The sequence below is a fragment of the Rhodopseudomonas sp. G2_2311 genome (assembly GCF_047501505.1).
Taxonomy (GTDB): Bacteria; Pseudomonadota; Alphaproteobacteria; order Rhizobiales; family Xanthobacteraceae; genus Rhodopseudomonas; species Rhodopseudomonas palustris_H.
This window is the reverse complement of sequence record NZ_JAZDRK010000031.1, coordinates 23103-38401: the sequence shown is the minus strand read 5'-3', so window position 1 is coordinate 38401 and position 15299 is coordinate 23103. Positions and strand designations below refer to the sequence as shown.

13 protein-coding genes are annotated in these 15299 nt (G+C 65.6%); 6 read left to right on the top strand and 7 right to left on the bottom strand.

Annotated features, from left to right (window positions below; translation table 11 throughout):
• Positions 1-170: 170 nt before the first annotated feature.
• From VRZ08_RS23835 to VRZ08_RS23820, 4 genes are all read right to left on the bottom strand, one after another.
• Positions 171-935, bottom strand: coding sequence for an ABC transporter ATP-binding protein (locus VRZ08_RS23835; protein WP_414534112.1), 765 nt, complete (start codon positions 933-935; stop codon positions 171-173).
• A 154-nt stretch (positions 936-1089) separates the two neighbouring features.
• On the bottom strand, positions 1090-2274 hold the full coding sequence (locus tag VRZ08_RS23830) for a substrate-binding domain-containing protein (RefSeq protein ID WP_107345968.1): 1185 nt from the start codon (positions 2272-2274) through the stop codon (positions 1090-1092).
• 81 nt (positions 2275-2355) lie between these two features.
• Positions 2356-3657 (bottom strand): lytic murein transglycosylase, encoded by a 1302-nt coding sequence (locus VRZ08_RS23825; protein WP_414534114.1) that lies wholly within the window; start codon positions 3655-3657, stop codon positions 2356-2358.
• Positions 3658-3977: 320 nt separating this feature from the next.
• The gene (locus VRZ08_RS23820; RefSeq protein WP_263989680.1) at positions 3978-5420 is read right to left on the bottom strand and encodes a helix-turn-helix domain-containing protein; all 1443 of its coding nucleotides are present in this window, start codon (positions 5418-5420) and stop codon (positions 3978-3980) included.
• A gap of 213 nt (positions 5421-5633) precedes the next feature.
• Here VRZ08_RS23820 and VRZ08_RS23815 point away from each other — a divergent pair, with 213 nt between their 5' ends.
• The 3 genes from VRZ08_RS23815 (at position 5634) to VRZ08_RS23805 (ending at position 8322) form a co-directional block, all read left to right on the top strand.
• The gene (locus VRZ08_RS23815; RefSeq protein ID WP_107345965.1) at positions 5634-7268 is read left to right on the top strand and encodes an isocitrate lyase; all 1635 of its coding nucleotides are present in this window, start codon (positions 5634-5636) and stop codon (positions 7266-7268) included.
• Positions 7269-7292: 24 nt separating this feature from the next.
• Positions 7293-7508, top strand: coding sequence for a hypothetical protein (locus tag VRZ08_RS23810; protein WP_013504258.1), 216 nt, complete (start codon positions 7293-7295; stop codon positions 7506-7508).
• Between the two features lie 262 nt (positions 7509-7770).
• Entirely contained in the window at positions 7771-8322 is a 552-nt protein-coding gene (locus VRZ08_RS23805) for a hypothetical protein (protein WP_346295658.1), read from the top strand.
• A 159-nt stretch (positions 8323-8481) separates the two neighbouring features.
• On the opposite strand, the gene VRZ08_RS23800 is transcribed toward VRZ08_RS23805, so the two are convergent.
• Complete coding sequence (locus VRZ08_RS23800) at positions 8482-9363, bottom strand: metallophosphoesterase family protein (protein WP_414534111.1); 882 nt, start codon at positions 9361-9363, stop codon at positions 8482-8484.
• A 134-nt stretch (positions 9364-9497) separates the two neighbouring features.
• Between VRZ08_RS23800 and VRZ08_RS23795 the strand changes: the two genes are divergently transcribed.
• From VRZ08_RS23795 to VRZ08_RS23785, 3 genes are all read left to right on the top strand, one after another.
• Positions 9498-9986 carry an NUDIX domain-containing protein gene (locus tag VRZ08_RS23795; protein WP_414534110.1) on the top strand — a complete coding sequence of 163 codons (489 nt, stop codon included), beginning with the start codon at positions 9498-9500 and terminating at the stop codon, positions 9984-9986.
• A gap of 207 nt (positions 9987-10193) precedes the next feature.
• Complete coding sequence (locus VRZ08_RS23790; RefSeq protein WP_408018546.1) at positions 10194-11897, top strand: mechanosensitive ion channel family protein; 1704 nt, start codon at positions 10194-10196, stop codon at positions 11895-11897.
• A gap of 46 nt (positions 11898-11943) precedes the next feature.
• Complete coding sequence (locus VRZ08_RS23785) at positions 11944-12456, top strand: GNAT family N-acetyltransferase (protein WP_264053418.1); 513 nt, start codon at positions 11944-11946, stop codon at positions 12454-12456.
• A 22-nt stretch (positions 12457-12478) separates the two neighbouring features.
• Here the strand turns inward: VRZ08_RS23785 and VRZ08_RS23780 are convergent, their stop codons facing one another.
• Both VRZ08_RS23780 and VRZ08_RS23775 read right to left on the bottom strand, forming a co-directional pair.
• Positions 12479-14482 (bottom strand): TonB-dependent receptor, encoded by a 2004-nt coding sequence (locus tag VRZ08_RS23780; RefSeq protein ID WP_414534109.1) that lies wholly within the window; start codon positions 14480-14482, stop codon positions 12479-12481.
• Positions 14483-14899: 417 nt separating this feature from the next.
• Entirely contained in the window at positions 14900-15256 is a 357-nt protein-coding gene (locus tag VRZ08_RS23775; RefSeq protein WP_414534108.1) for a hypothetical protein, read from the bottom strand.
• Positions 15257-15299 lie beyond the last annotated feature (43 nt).

Here is a 15299-nt window from a genome sequence, read left to right as displayed (position 1 = left end):
GGGTCGGGGGTGGGGGGCCACAACGGGACGCCATCCTTGGGGCACCCTCACCCCAACCCTCTCCCGCAGGCGGGAGAGGGAGCGCGTCGGCGTGCGGGGAGGGGGTGTGACCAACATCGCAGAAGCTGGCGTCACCAACATCGAAGCATTCGACATCTTCACCATCACGCTCACGCCGCACTCTTCCCCGGTGCAATGCCCAGATACGCCTCCTGCACGATCGGCGAAGCGATCACCTCGGCTGGCTTGCCGTCGGCAACGAGTTTGCCGTGGTGGAGGACGATGATGCGGTCGGCCAGGGAGCGGACGACGTCCATCTTGTGTTCGACCAAGAGGATGATCTTGGACGGATCGGTCTTCAGCCGTGCGATCAGATCGAGTACCACCGGCACTTCGTCGACGCTCATGCCGGCGGTTGGTTCGTCGAACATGTAGACCTTCGGCTCCAGCGCCATCATCAGCGCGACTTCGAGCTTGCGCTGGTCGCCGTGCGACAGCGCGGTGGCGGCGACATTGCGGCGGGCGCCCAGCGCAACACTGTCGAGGATGGCGTCGGCGCGGTCGATCAGGTCGCGCCGCGTCCGCCACGGCCGCAGCATGTCGTAATGCGTGCCGCTATGCGCCTGCACGGCGAGGCGAACGTTCTCTTCGACCGACAGATTGGGAAACAGATTGGTGAGCTGAAACGCGCGGCCGAGCCCGGCGCGGGTGCGCAGCGGCGCGGTCATCCTGGTGATGTCCGCGCCGTCGAACAGGATGCGGCCGCCGCTCGGGCGGAGCTGGCCGGAGATCAGGTTGAAATACGTCGTCTTGCCGGCGCCGTTCGGGCCGACGATCGCGGTCAGCTCACCGGGGCGAAACGCACAACTCACCGCATCGACCGCCACATGGCCGCCGAACCGAATGGTGAGGGATTGGGTCTCTAGGGTGGTCATGAGGTGTGATCGCCTACGCGTCGCAGCTTTAAAGTTCGTCATTCCGGGATGCGCCCCTTGGGGCGCAGGCCCGGAATCCATACTCCCGTCGGTGGTTATGGATTCCGGGCTCGCGCTACGCGCGCCCCGGAATGACAAACGTAAGGTTGGGCAATTACTTCTTATTCCGGATCGGGATGTCCATCTCCTCGATCTTCAATTCGCGCACCGGCTCCAGCACCGCCCAGGCGACGGCCGGGTCGACCTTGACCTTGAAGTGATACATGCTCTGCAGTGCCTGGTGGTCTTCCTTGCGGAACATCATCTTCCCCTTGGGTGTGTCGAACTCCATGCCCTCCATCGCGGCGATCAGCTTCTCGGTGTCGGTCGACTTCGCCTTCTGAACGGCGGTGACCACCGCCATCGCGGCCGAGAAGCCGCCGGCGGTGAAGAAGTCCGGCGGCGCGTTGAAGCGCTTCTGGTGCTCGGTGACCAGCCACTCGTTGATCGGGTTCTTGGGAATGTCGTAGTAGTAATAGGTCGCGCCTTCCATGCCGGGCAGGCGCTTATAGGCGGCGAGCGCAGGCAGGATGTTGCCGCCGGTCGACAGCTCGATGCCGTAGCGCTTCGGGTCCATGTCCTGCAGCTTGGTGAGCGGATCGCCGCCGCCGGCCCAAATCACCCAGATGATTTTCTTGCCCGGCTTGTCTTTGAGCGCATCGAACAGCCGCTGGCCGACCGCGGTGAAGTCGGTGGTGGTGGTCGGCACATATTCTTCGGCGGCCAGCGTCGCGCCGGTCTTGGCCAGCGCTTCCTTGAAGGCGGCGACGCCGTCGCGGCCGAACGCGTAGTCCTGCGCCAGGGTGGCGATGGTGACACCCTGCTTGCCGATCGCGACCGCGTTGGAGATCGCGTCCTGCGACGAGTTACGGCCGGTGCGGAAGATGTAGCGGTTCCACTTCTCGCCGGTGATTTGGTCGGCCACGGCGGGCTCGACGATCAGGATCTTCTTGTTTTCTTCGGCGACCGGCAGGTCGGCGAGCGCTGCTGCCGACGACGAGGTGCCGATCGCGATGTCGGCTCCGTCATCCTGATAGGCTTCGGCGAGAGCGGCTTTGGAGAGATCCGGCTTGCTCTGATCGTCCTTGGTGATCACTACGATCTTGCGGCCGTCGAGCGTCATCGTGCCCTTGGTGGCGTATTCCAGCCCCATCATCAGGCCGGTTTCGGTCTGCTTGGCGTAGGCTTCGAGCGGGCCGGTCTTGCCGTAGATCAGCGCGATCTTGAGGTCATCGGCGGCATGGACCGCGGTGGTAGCCAGCGCGACAGCCGTGGCTGTCATAATCAACAGATGACGCACGTCGTTTCCTCCAGAGTGTTATTGCGTCGCACCCTAGAGCAAGTCGGCGGAATTTGAAAAGCCGCGGGACGGATTTTTCGGTTATTGCGGCAGTGGCGCGGCTGGGCGGGCGCGCTTGGCGCGCCGCGGCTCCGTCGGTTGCATCGGGTCTGCGGAAGCCGAAGGCGCCGGCGCCGCGCTGCCGCCCATCCGGGTGAGCAGTTCGGCGGTCGGCCAGGAATCCGCCGGCAGGCCGTACTTGATCTGCATCGCCTTCACTGCGCTGCGGGTCTGCTGACCGAGCACGCCGTCGACCTTGCCGACGTCGAAGCCGGCACGCACCAGCAGCTGCTGCAGCTGTTTCATCTCATTGAACGACAGTTGAGCCACCGCGGCGCGCGGCTTCTGCATTGGTCCGGCGCCGGCGATCCGGGTGGCGAGATAGGCCGCAGTGGTCGAATAGATCAGCGAGTTGTTCCACTCGGTGTAGGCGGCGAAGTTCGCGTAAGCCAGGAACGCCGGACCGTGACGCCCCATCGGCAGCAGCAGCGATGCCGGCAGCGCGTCGTTCGACAGCGGCCGTCCGTCCGCCGCGGTCACGCCCCACTGCGTCCATTGCGAGCGCGGATGCTTCACGGTGAGATCCGCCTGATCCCACGGCAGGTTCTCCGGCACCCGGACCTCCTGCAGCCACGGCTCGCCGCGCCGCCACTTCAGCCCGGTGGCGATGTAGTTGGCGGTCGAGCCGATCACGTCGGGCGCGCTGTGCAGCAGGTCACGGTGGCCGTCGCCGTCATAGTCGACCGCGTAGTCGAAATAGTGCCGCGGCAGGAATTGGGTCTGGCCGAGCTCTCCGGCCCAGGAGCCGATCATCTCGCCCGGCGACAGGTCGCCGCGGTCGATGATCTTCAGCGCCGCGATGGTCTCGTCCTGGAACATCTCGGAGCGGCGGCAGTCATAGGCCAGCGACACCAGCGAGCGCAGCGTCGGCAGATTGCCCTGCACCGCGCCGAAATCGCTCTCCAGCGCCCAGAACGCGGCGATCACCGCCGGCGGCACGCCGTATTCCTTTTCGGCCCGCGCGAACGCGTTCGCGTATTGCCTGATCAATTGTTGGCCTTTGACGCGCCGTCCTTCGGAAGCCATCCGCCCGGCGAACACCGTGAAGATCTGCCCGAACACCCGCTGCCCGCGATCGCGATTGACGATGCCCTGATCGTACACGAGATACGGCGAAGCCTCCGCGACCGCCCGCTGTGACACCCCGGCCGCCATCGCTTTCTGCTTCAGCCCGGCGAGAAACTGATCGAAGTTCTGCCCGCCATGGCACGACGCGCCGCGCTGGGCGAGGGCGGGCGAGGCACTGAGGGAGGCGGCCGCCGCGATAGCTACAACCGCCGCCATCGCGCCAACGGATGTCCGCAGGTGTCTCGCCGTCGCCTTCAGCCGCAGCATCGCCTTCTCCCCAAACGTCATCGCCGGGCTCGACCCGGCGATCCATCAAATCAGGCGAGGAGTCTTGGCGGGATGGATTGCCGGGTCAAGCCCGGCAAGGACGGGCGGTGCGGGCCCTCGTCGGTGCGGCCAACGTCTCTCTCCGTCATTGCGAGGAGCGTAGCGACGAAGCAATCCAGCCCAGTGCTCGGAGCTGGATTGCTTCGCTTCGCTCGCAATGACGGGGAGAGTCGTGTCTGCAAAACGGGCGAATAACGAAAGAGCGCGCCTCACAACTCCCGCGCATTACTAAACGCAAAGCTGCTCGCCCGTCGCGTGTTCTCGTCGAGGATCAGTGTCCTGGTGATCGGTGGCTCCGCTCTCTGCGAACAATGCTCTCGTTCGCAGAGGCGGCAGTTGACGCCGATCGGGGTGCCTTCGGCTTTCTCCAGATCCATGCCGGCGGCGTAGATCAGTTTCGAGGCGTGGCGGATTTCGCAGCCCAAACCGATCGCGAAGCGCGGCTGCGGCTGCGGGTGCGGCGCGATCGGGCGGCGGACCATTTGGGCGATCGAGAAGTAACGGCTGCCGTCGGGCAGTTCGATCACCTGCTTGAGCAGCCGGTCCGGCGTATCGAAGGTCGAGTGCACGTTCCACAGCGGGCAGGTGCCGCCGAACTTCGAGAACGGGAAGGTGCCGGAGGAGAACCGCTTGGAGACGTTGCCGGCGTTGTCAACCCGCAGCATGAAGAACGGCACGCCGCGGGCGTTCGGCCGCTGCAGCGTGGTGAGGCGGTGGCAGACCTGTTCGAAGCCGGCGTTGAAGCGCTGCGCCAGCACGTTGACGTCGTAGGAGAGTTGCTCGGCGGCGGCGTGGAATGCCGCATAGGGCATCATCACCGCGGCGGCGAAGTAATTGCCGAGCGTGATCCGATACAGCCGCCGCGCCTGATCCTCGAGCCCGCCGGCGCGGTGCACGATCGCGTCCATGATGCCGCCGTGCTCGGTCAGCCCAGTCTGGAACGCGACCTGGAAGGCGCGGCCGGGGCCGTCGATCAGTTCGGAGATCAAGAGTTGCCGGCGATGGCGGTCGAACCGTCGCAGCGTTTCGCGCATCACGTCGACCGGCATGATCCGCGTGGTGATCGAATGCCGCTCGCGCAGCCGGTCAGTCAGCGCGCCGAACATCTCCTGCGAACCGATATTGAGCTCGTCGCGCACCGCTTCGGCGGCCTGCTCGAGCTCGGGGAAGTAGTTGCGGTTGGCTTCGATCAGGTCGCGGATCCGCTCGATCGGGTTGGCCTCGTAACGGATCTGTTCGCGGTCGGCCATCTGGGCTGCCACCATGGTCTCGCCGCGGCGCGCCTCGGTATAGGCGGCGTACAGCCGCTGCAGCGAATGGGTGACGCCGGGGCAAAGCTCGGCCAAGTCGCGCAGCTCCTGCTTCGGCAGGTCGATCTGCCGGAACAGGGGGTCGGAGAAGATCTCGTTGAGCTCGGCGAAGAACCGGTCCTCGTCGGCGGTGGCCAGGTCCCGGAGGTCGAGGTCATAGGTCTCGGCCAGCCGCAGCAGGATCTGGGCGGTCACCGGGCGCTGGTTGCGCTCAATCAGGTTGACGTAGCTCGGAGAAATGCCCAAACCTTCGGCGATCTGGGTTTGCGACAGCCCGAGCTGCTGCCGGATACGGCGGAAGCGGGGGCCCACGAACAGTTTTTTACCGGAATCGCCGGCCATTACAGGGTCCTTTCAGATTCCGCTCCAGATATCGCGTTTTACAAAATTTACAAAATAACAAATGTTACATGTACTGAAGTTACATGACATCACCATTCGTTCGCAAGAGGTCTGTACGTCTTCTGTCATCTCGCGTTTATCTCTCGGCACGTTTCAAGGCGCGATTGTCACGAATGTCGCGCTGCGAATTATTCGTACCGAAGGGATCATGTCATGAACTTCCAGCCACGCGGCATCAGCGCCATCCACGCTCCGAGCTCCTACAAGAGCGAGATCGAAGCGGCCGAAGCTCTCCTCAAGGACAAGCCGACCTGGAATGGCGTCACCGCCGAGGCCGTGGCTCGGATGCGCCTGCAGAACCGCTTCAAGACCGGTCTGGACATCGCCCGCTACACCGCGGCGCAGATGCGTGCCGACATGGCGGCGTATGACGCCGACCCGACCAAGTACACCCAGTCGCTGGGGTGCTGGCACGGCTTCATCGCGCAGCAGAAGCTGATCTCGATCAAGAAGCACAATGGCGGCAAGACCGATCGCCGTTACATCTACCTGTCGGGCTGGATGATCGCGGCGCTGCGCTCGGAATTCGGCCCGCTGCCCGACCAGTCGATGCACGAGAAGACCTCGGTGCCGGCGTTGATCGAAGAGATCTACACCTTCCTGCGCCAGGCGGATTCGCGCGAGCTCAACGATCTGTTCCGCCAGCTCGACAAGGCCCGTGAGGCCGGCGACAAGGCCAAGGAAACCGCGATCATCGACCAGATCGACAATTTCCAGACCCACGTCGTGCCGATCATCGCCGACATCGACGCCGGCTTCGGCAACGCCGAGGCGACCTATCTGCTCGCCAAGAAGATGATCGAAGCGGGCGCCTGCGCGCTGCAGATCGAGAACCAGGTCTCGGACGAGAAGCAGTGCGGCCACCAGGACGGCAAGGTCACCGTGCCGCACGATGTGTTCATCGCCAAGGTCCGCGCGATCCGTCACGCGTTCCTCGAGATGGGCGTGGAAGACGGCATCATCGTCACCCGCACCGACTCGCTCGGCGCCGGCCTGACCCAGCAGATCGCTGTCAGCCACCAGCCGGGTGACATCGGCGACCAGTACAACAGCTTCCTGGATTGCGAAGAAGTCGATGCCAGCAAGATCGGCAACGGCGACGTCATCATCAGCCGCAACGGCAAGCTGCTGCGCCCGAAGCGTCTGCCGAGCAACCTGTACCAGTTCCGTCCGGGCACCGGTGCGGACCGCTGCGTGCTGGACTGCATTACCTCGCTGCAGAACGGCGCCGACCTGCTGTGGATCGAAACCGAGAAGCCGCATATCGAGCAGATCGCCTCGATGGTCGATCGGATCCGCGAAGTCGTGCCGAACGCCAAGCTGGCCTACAACAACTCGCCGTCGTTCAACTGGACGCTCAACTTCCGCTGGCAGGTTTATGATGCCTGGAAGGAAGAGGGCAAGGACGTCAGCAAGTACAACCGCGCCGAGCTGATGAAGGCCGAATACGACGAAACCCCGCTGGCGATCGAAGCCGACGCCCGCATCCGCACCTTCCAGGCGGATTCGGCCAAGCGCGCCGGCATCTTCCACCACCTGATCACGCTGCCGACCTACCACACGGCTGCGCTGTCGACCGACAATCTGGCTCGCGAATATTTCGGCGACCAGGGCATGCTGGGTTATGTTAAGAATGTGCAGCGCCAGGAAATCCGTCAGGGCATCGCCTGTGTGAAGCACCAGAACATGGCCGGCTCGGACATCGGCGACGATCACAAGGAATACTTCGCCGGCGACGCGGCTCTGAAGGCCGGCGGCGAACACAACACGATGAACCAGTTCAGCTAAACGGAAAGAAGCAGGAGAAGGACCATGACAGCGGGCAGCAACTTCTGGGTGATCGGTGGCGAGTTCGGTTCGATGAACTTCCACAAGCTCGTCGAAGGGTCGGCCCAGGTGAAGGGTCCCTTCAAGACGCGCAAGGAGGCCGAAGAGGCCTGGAAGGTCCTTTCCGAAGAGAACCGCCATCGCGCAGGCGTTCGGTTCTCGATCGTGGAAGAGCCGAACCGGGCCGTCACCCCGGCCTGATGCGCTCCTGAGCCGCGGCGGCGCACGCGCCGCCCGGCGAGCTGACGAGATAGAAGACGTCCAAGGACTTTGGCGGTCCTGTCGGGGCAACCCGGCAGGGCCGCCATCGTCGTTTTGGAGCACTTCAAGCCGGATGCGGGAAAGACCTTCAAAGCGCCGTGGATGAGCCAACTGGTTGATCCGCAAACGGCTTTCGCGGCCTAAGGGTTACTGATAGGTTAATCGGCGGCGGGCTCAGGCAGGCACGAGGCTGAAGTCGAGAATGGCGGACGCTCAGAACTCCGTAAGCACGGCGGCGAGGCCGATGCGGCTGAAGGATGCGTTGCGGCAGGCCCGGATCGAGGCCGCCGACCGCACCGGTGTGGTCGTCGACCTGCGCGACGCCGAAATCGCCCGCCTCGAAATCCTCAATGACGCGCTCGACCCGCTGTTCGCCGAGATTCCGGGCGGGGTCGAGCTGTTCGATCGCGGCATCAGCCAGGGCGACACCCCGCGGCTGTGGATCGACGTCGTCGCCCATGTGGTGATGGGCCGGGACAAGCGGATGTACCGCTTCGTTCAGGACACCGCCTACGGCCGGATCGTGCTGGCCGAATCCCACGAGGCGGCCAAGATCGCGGACGCGGTGACGAGCTATGTGGCCCGCCGGCTGGTCGAGCGCGAGCGGGCGCTGTCGTTGCCGCCGGTCCAAGCCGCTCCGCCGCTCCCGGCTCCGCCGCGCCGCAATGGGCTGTGGACCTTCGTGCTCGGCTTCATCGCCGGCGCCCTGGCGCTGTTCGCGCTCGCACTGTTCGCGGCGCTGCGGATTTCCTGACGCTGCGCGGCGTCAATGGCACCGCATCCCCCGGTCAATACCAACTCCCGCCTCCCTCCGTCATTGCGAGGAGTGAAGCGACGAAGCAATCCAGCCTCATGCACGGGGCTGGATTGCTTCGCTTCGCTCGCAATGATGGGGAGAGCTGGAGCGACACGGCTACAGCCACTCCGGCGGCCGCAAATCCTCGATCAGCTCGCTGGCCTGGAAGCCGCGGATGCGGTGTTCGCAGCGCCAGCCGTCATTGCTTTCGCTGATCTTGAACAGATTGTAGGCCGCCGACGGGCGGTGGCGATCGTTCATCGCCGACGCCGATGGCACGCCGACCACCGGAATCGCGCCGAACGGCGTGTCGATCCGGACCGTGGCGTGGACGTGATCATGGCCGTGCAGCACCAGATCGACCGGGTGCCGTTGCAGCAGCGCGATCAGCTCGGCGGCATCGGTCAGCCGCTTGTGCCGCGACCGCGACTGCAGCGGATGATGGATCAGCAGCACCTTGAACACGCGCTCGCCGGCAAGACCCTGCAGCAGCGCTTCCAGCGCCGCACGCTGGGGTGCGCCGAGCCAGCCGGTGGCGCGCAGCGGCGCGGTCGGCACCGCGCTGGACACCCCGATGATCGCGATCGCCTCGCGCCGGCGTAGATATGGAAAGCCTGGGCTAGCGCCGTCGCCGCTGATGTAGTCGGGAAACGTTTCGGCGAAGCGGTGCGCGGTGGAGCGGACGTAGGCGTCGTGATTGCCCGGCACCAGGCTGACGCGGTCGGCCGGGCCGACGCTCTCCAGCCATTGCCGCGCTGGGGCGAATTCGTTGACGAGAGCGATATTGACGAGGTCGCCGGTGACCGCGATGTGGTCCGGCTGCTGCGCCTGTAGGTCGGCGACCAGCGTATCGAGGATGTCGCGGCGGTGGATCAGATGGCGGTTGCGCCGCCAGTTCAGGTAGCCGAGCGCGCGCTTGGAGGCGAGGTGGCGCAGGCTGGTCTTCGGCGGCAGCGGCAGATGCGGGTCGGACAGATGCGCCAGAGTGAATACGGTCATCGCCCGATCCTGTCGCGACGCCGCGCGCTTGCGAGCCGGTCGCGAACTGCCGCCTGTGAAAACCTCTGCGGTTTTGGCAAGTTGGCCGGATCGGCGCAAGCCTCGGCTGCGCCTTGGCGCGAGGGCCACCGGCGGTGACCGCTGTTCAGAATCTGCGTTTGAAATTCGAACCGGTCCTGACCCGGATGTTTCATCTGTACTGGCGGTTCGCCCGCGGCATGACGCTGGGCGCGCGCGGCGTGGTGCTCGACCCGCAGGACCGGGTGTTCCTGATCCAGCACTCTTATGTCGGCGGCTGGCATCTGCCGGGCGGCGGGGTCGAGGTCGGCGAGAGCTTCGTCGATGCGCTGACCCGCGAGCTGATGGAGGAGGGCCGCATCGCGCTGACCGGGGCGCCGGCGCTGCACGGCATCTTCTTCAACAGCCACGTCTCGCCGCGCGACCACGTCGCCGTCTATGTGGTGCGTCAATACCAACAAGATCGGCCGCCGGAGCCGAACCACGAAATCATCGCCAGCGGCTTCTTCGCCGCCGACGCGCTGCCGGCCGAAACGACGCACGGGACCCGGCTGCGGATCGCCGAAGTGCTCGAGGGCCGACCGCCGATCGCGACTTGGCGGTAAAATTGCCAAAGCGCTGGGCGTCGGCCCCAACTTGACCATCCGGGTTCCCTCGTGTTGCTGGTCACGCGCGACCACAGAGATGGCCCATTTCGTGACTATCGGTGCGGCTGAAGCATTTTGCGCTGGGATCGCAGGGCGCCGGAGACGGTGGAGCCCAAGTGGACGATTCGTCCCGATTCCACGCCCGTCCGTTCAAGAGGAGCGATTTTGACGTCATCTGCACGCGCGTTGTTTCGAGCCCTGATCCTCGTCGCGACCATGACCCTTGTGGTCGCGAGTTCTGCCTTCGCCCAGATCCCCGGCACCAACGGCAATGGTGCGGCACCCGCGCAACCCGCGGCGCCGACCGACCCGCTTGGCCGCGAGACGCCGGCCGGCATGGTGGCAGGCTTCATCGCCGCCGCGGCGGAGCAGAACTACGAACGCGCCGCGATGTATCTCGACCTCAGCCAGGAGAAAGACGCCTGGGGCCCGAGCGTCGCACAGCAGCTTCAGCGCATCCTCGACCGCGGCGGCGTGGTGTATTCGCGGCTGCGGCTGAGCACCGAACCGCAGGGCGACCAGGACGACAGCCTGCCGCCCGAGCAAGAGAAGTTCGGCATGGTGCGCACCGACCACGGCACGGTCGACCTGATCGCGCAGCGCGTCGATGGCAAGGATGGCGTCAAGATCTGGCTGGTCTCCGCCCGCACGGTGGCCGAACTGCCGGAGCTGTCGCGCACGGTGGTGTCGAGCTCGGTCGACAAGCTGCTGCCCTATGCGCTGCGCGACGAATATCGCTTCGCCGGTGTGCCGATCGGCCACTGGATCGCGGTGGTCGTGCTCGCGTTCGTGTGCTTCGGCGCGGTCTGGCTGATCACCGGCGCAATCGGATTCATCATCCTCAAATTGCGTCGCTCGACCGGCGACTCGCGGATCAGACGTGTGCTGGAAGCCTCGGCGCTGCCGGTGCGGCTGTTGCTGACCGCCTGGGCGCTGCGGATCGCGATGTCACTCGCCGGCGTCGCCATCGTGGCGCGGCAGCATTTGTCCGGCGCCATCGAACTGCTCGGCTGGGTCGCGCTGTCGTGGATCATTTGGCGTGTCGTGGATTCGCTGGCGGCGTTCGCGATCGATCGCATGACGTTGCGCGGCCGGCTGTCGATGCTGTCGGCGGTCACTTTCATCCGCCGCAGCGTCAAGTTCGTCATCATCGCGTTTGCGATCATCGTCGGGTTCAACGCCCTCGGCTACAACGTCACCGCCGGCCTCGCCGCCCTCGGTATCGGCGGTATCGCGATCGCTCTGGGCGCGCAGAAGACGATCGAACATCTGGTCGGCAGCCTGACGCTGGTCACCGACCAGCCGATGCGGGTCGGCGATTTCTGCAAGTTCGGCGACACCTCCGGCACCATCGAGGACATCGGGATGCGCTCGACCCGCATCCGCACCCTCGATCGCACCGTGGTGACGGTGCCGAACGGCGCGCTGGCGGCGCTGCAGATCGAGAATTTCAGCCGCCGCGACAAGTTCTGGTTTCACCCGATTCTGGAGCTGCGTTACGAGACCTCCGCCGAGCAGATCCGGACGCTGCTGGCTTCGCTGCGGGAGATGCTGCTCGACCATCCGGACGTCGACAACGATCCGGCCCGGGTGCGGCTGATCGGGCTGGCGCCGGCCGCCCTCAAGGTCGAGATCTTCGCCTATGTGCATGCGGTGGATGGCGACACCTTCCTGGAAGTGCAGGAAGATCTGATGCTGAAAATCCTGGAGCTGGTCGAGGCGGCCGGCACGGGCTTCGCCGCCGGCTCGCAGACGGTCTATGTGGCGCGCGCCAAGGGGGCTGCCCAGCGGCAGGCCAGCGATGAAGATGCGCTGGGCACCGGATCGGACGGTGCCAAGGTGAGGGGCGGGGTCCCCGAGCGGGTTTAGCCTGGCAATGGACCTGATGCGGAGGCGGTGCTATCTCGCCTCCGCCATGTCCGATCTGAAACTCACCATTCTGCCCGAATCCCCGAACGACGCGCAGGCCATTGAGCGGCTGCACGAGCGTACCTTCGGGCCCGGTCGCTTCGTGCTCAGCGCCTATCGGCTGCGCGAGCATGTCGATCATCTCCCGGAGCTGTCGTTCACCGCCTGGATCGGCACGCTGCTGGTCGGCTCGGTGCGGCAGTTGCCGATCCTGGTCGGCGATACACCGGCGCTGCTGCTGGGGCCGCTGACGGTGGAGCCGCCATTCCGGTCGCGCGGCGTCGGCCGGCTGCTGCTCGACCGCGCGATCTCGGATGCGCGCGCCCAGGGCCACAAGCTGATCGTGCTGGTCGGCGACGAGCCGTATTACAGCCGGGTCGGCTTCAAGCGGATTTCGAAAGGCCGCGTCACCATGCCCGGCCCGGTCGATGCGGCCCGCCTGCTGGTGCTCGAACTCGCCGAGGGCGCGTTCGAAGGCGTCGGCGGCGCGATCCGCCCGGATTGGAGCAAGGCGCGCTGACGCGCCTTGCTGTGGGGCGGCTTCAAAACTTCTGCGCCACGCCGACATAGAAGCCGCGCCGCGGACCGTATTGCGGCGCGAACACGCCGATCCCCGAGCCGTCGCGGATTTCGTACACGCTGTCGAACAGGTTGACGACGTCGAACCGCACCGTGGTCGGCCTGGTGGCGCTCACCAGATAGAAGTCGTGCGACACGCCGAGATTGACCTGGGTGTAGGACGGCAGCGATCCGATATTGGCAAAGCCCGAGCGCAGCCCGCTGCCATAGATCATCGATGCGCTGAAACTGGTGTCGTGCCAGCGATAGGACGCGCCGGCCGACGCCGTCACCAGCTGCGCGTGGTCGGTGTAGATGTAGTTGCTGGCGATGTAGGCGAGCTCGTCCGGATCGAACAGATACTGGTTGGAGACCACCTTGGTGGCGATCTGCCGTGCCAGCGCCAGATTGCCGTAGATCCGAAAGTTGCCGCTGGTGTACGCGCCCTTGAACTCGATGCCGACGTTCTCGGCGCGGTCGTAGTTGAACGCCGACAGCACATAGGCGGCGCCGAACTGGCCGTCGTCGAGCAGATCGCGCGCGGTCTTGTAGTAGGTGTCGATGCCGACTTCGAGGCCGGGCAGCAGCTTCTGCGTGACGCCGACATCGAACACGTTCGAGCGCTCAGGCAGCACCGGGCTGCTGGCGTTGACGGCGGGCTGCTGCGTAGTGTTCTGCACCAGCGCCAGATTGGTCGGCGCCGCCAACACCTGCGCGGGCGGCGTGAAGTTGCGCGAATAGCCGGCGTGGAAGGTGGTGTCCTCGAACGGCTTCCAGGTCAGGCTGATGCGCGGGCTGAGCTGGTTGGCGCTCGTGTATTCGTTCATCTGGTCGAAGCGCAGGCCGGAGTTCAGCGTCACCGTGTTGGTGACCCGCCATTCGTCCTGCAGATAGGTGCTGAACAGCCAGCCGAGCTTGCTGCTGGAGTCGACGACGCCGAACGGCGCGTCCAGCGGATTGCCGCTGTCGTCGAGCGGCAGCACCACCGAGGAGTTGGTCACGCGGCTTTGCTCAGCGGTGACCTGGAAGCCACCGCGCAGCGTATGCGCGTCGCTGAGCCGGTACGAGCCGTCGGCCTGGATGCCGCTGGCGACGCTCTTGCGATAGACGTCGGAGGCGACGCCGTTGAACACCAGATCGCCGATCGTGTCGGGCGTGAAGTGCAGCATGCTATAGCGCGAGAACGCCGACAGCTGCAGGTCGAAGCCGTTGATCGACTTCTGCAGCGCCAGCACTCCGAAGCCGTTGCGCTCGCGCTGGGTTTCGTTGAGCAGCGCCGAGTCGAAGTTCGACACGCCGAACGCGGTGAAGCCCGGCGTCTGGCCCGGGTTGTTGGGAATCTGGTAGTTGTTGGCCGAACCGCCGCCGATGAAGGTCAGCCGCGTCGAGTCGTCGATCACGGTGGACAGATAGGCGAAGCCTCTACCCTGCTGGGAATCGTCGTGGATCGCGTTCGGCGACGAGGTCGGGTTCTCCAGCCCAAGGCCTGTTCCAAAGTAACGGCCGGAGACGAAGTACTGGGTGTTGCCGGCCGTTCCGCCATACTCGACGCTCGGCGTGATGGTCTGGCGGCTGCCGCCATAGACGCTGACGGTGCCGCTGTTGTTGAAGGCGTCGGTGCGCGTGGTGATATCGACGACGCCAGCGGTGCGCAGGCCGTATTGCGCCGGCAACGCGCCGGTGAGCAGCGTCAGTCGCCCGACCAGCGAGGTATCGAGCATCTGGCCGAAGCCGCTGACGCCGTCGGGCAACGCGATGCCGTTGATGCGGTACTGCACATTGGCGTGCTCGTTGCGGACATGCAGATCGCCGCTGGCAGCAGAGTCCTGTGATACGCCCGGCGCCTGCAGCAGCACCTTGTCGAGCGTCGCATTGGCGCCCTGCGGCAGCGCCAGGATTGCCTCGTGATTGACGTCGAAGGCGCTGGCGCCATTCGGCGCGAAGATCGCCTGCCGCGCAGCATCGAAGCCCGCATGTTTGGCCGCCACGGCTTGTGCCGCGGTCAGTGCAGGTGTTTGTGCGTCGTGCTGCGCGGGGGCGGTCGCCGCCCCGCGGCGCGCCCGGGCTGCGGTTTGAGTCTTCGGACGCCGAGCCGGGTGGGGCGCACGCTGCGGCTGGATGACGTCGATTTCCGGAAGCGGTGTCGCGCCGCGACTGGCCGGCGCCGCGTTCTGCGCCAGACCGGGTGAACTCAGAGCGGCTAACAGCAGCGTGGCAGAGCTCGACGCCGCAAGGCCGCGTTTGATGTGACAAAGCATGTGGATCTCCTCGAAGCCATGCGGGCGCGGGCGACACTGATCGTCGCCGCTGGGTGCGGGCGATGGCTTGCCGTCGACGGTCGACGGGCTTGGCTGACATCGAGAGCGCGGGGCATGGCGCGATCTCTTGGCTCACAGGGATCGATGTCAGCAGGCGGGAGGAGCGCGGGGATCGAAGGCGGTGCGGATGCCGGCGAACCGGATCAGGACCAGATCCGGCACGCGATGCACGAGCGTGGTGGCCTGCCGCAGCGGCAACGAGGGCGGCGATGCGTCGAGCATCGCATCCGCCATCGCCATCACGGCGCAGACCGTACAGCCGTCGGCGTCGTCGTCGGACTGAGGATCACCGTCGGGCGTGGCCGGATCGGCGGCCGTGAGCGCGAGCACGACCGACTGGGTGACGATCTGGTGGAAGTGACCGAACGCCACGACGAAGTGCAGCGCCAGCGCAACCAGCGCCAGCCGCGTTCCCAGACGAATATGCGTCCGCACCCAGTTCATCGTTTCATCCGAGACCGGCGGCGTGTTTTCGCGCGTGCCGGCA

Coding starts and splice junctions, on each gene's coding strand:
- VRZ08_RS23785 (WP_264053418.1), top strand. CDS start 11,944: ATGTCCGATCTGAAACTCACCATTCTGCCCGAATCCCCGAACGACGCG.
- VRZ08_RS23835 (WP_414534112.1), bottom strand. CDS start 935: ATGACCACCCTAGAGACCCAATCCCTCACCATTCGGTTCGGCGGCCAT.
- VRZ08_RS23825 (WP_414534114.1), bottom strand. CDS start 3,657: ATGGCGGCGGTTGTAGCTATCGCGGCGGCCGCCTCCCTCAGTGCCTCG.
- VRZ08_RS23775 (WP_414534108.1), bottom strand. CDS start 15,256: ATGAACTGGGTGCGGACGCATATTCGTCTGGGAACGCGGCTGGCGCTG.
- VRZ08_RS23820 (WP_263989680.1), bottom strand. CDS start 5,420: ATGGCCGGCGATTCCGGTAAAAAACTGTTCGTGGGCCCCCGCTTCCGC.
- VRZ08_RS23815 (WP_107345965.1), top strand. CDS start 5,634: ATGAACTTCCAGCCACGCGGCATCAGCGCCATCCACGCTCCGAGCTCC.
- VRZ08_RS23810 (WP_013504258.1), top strand. CDS start 7,293: ATGACAGCGGGCAGCAACTTCTGGGTGATCGGTGGCGAGTTCGGTTCG.
- VRZ08_RS23800 (WP_414534111.1), bottom strand. CDS start 9,363: ATGACCGTATTCACTCTGGCGCATCTGTCCGACCCGCATCTGCCGCTG.
- VRZ08_RS23805 (WP_346295658.1), top strand. CDS start 7,771: ATGGCGGACGCTCAGAACTCCGTAAGCACGGCGGCGAGGCCGATGCGG.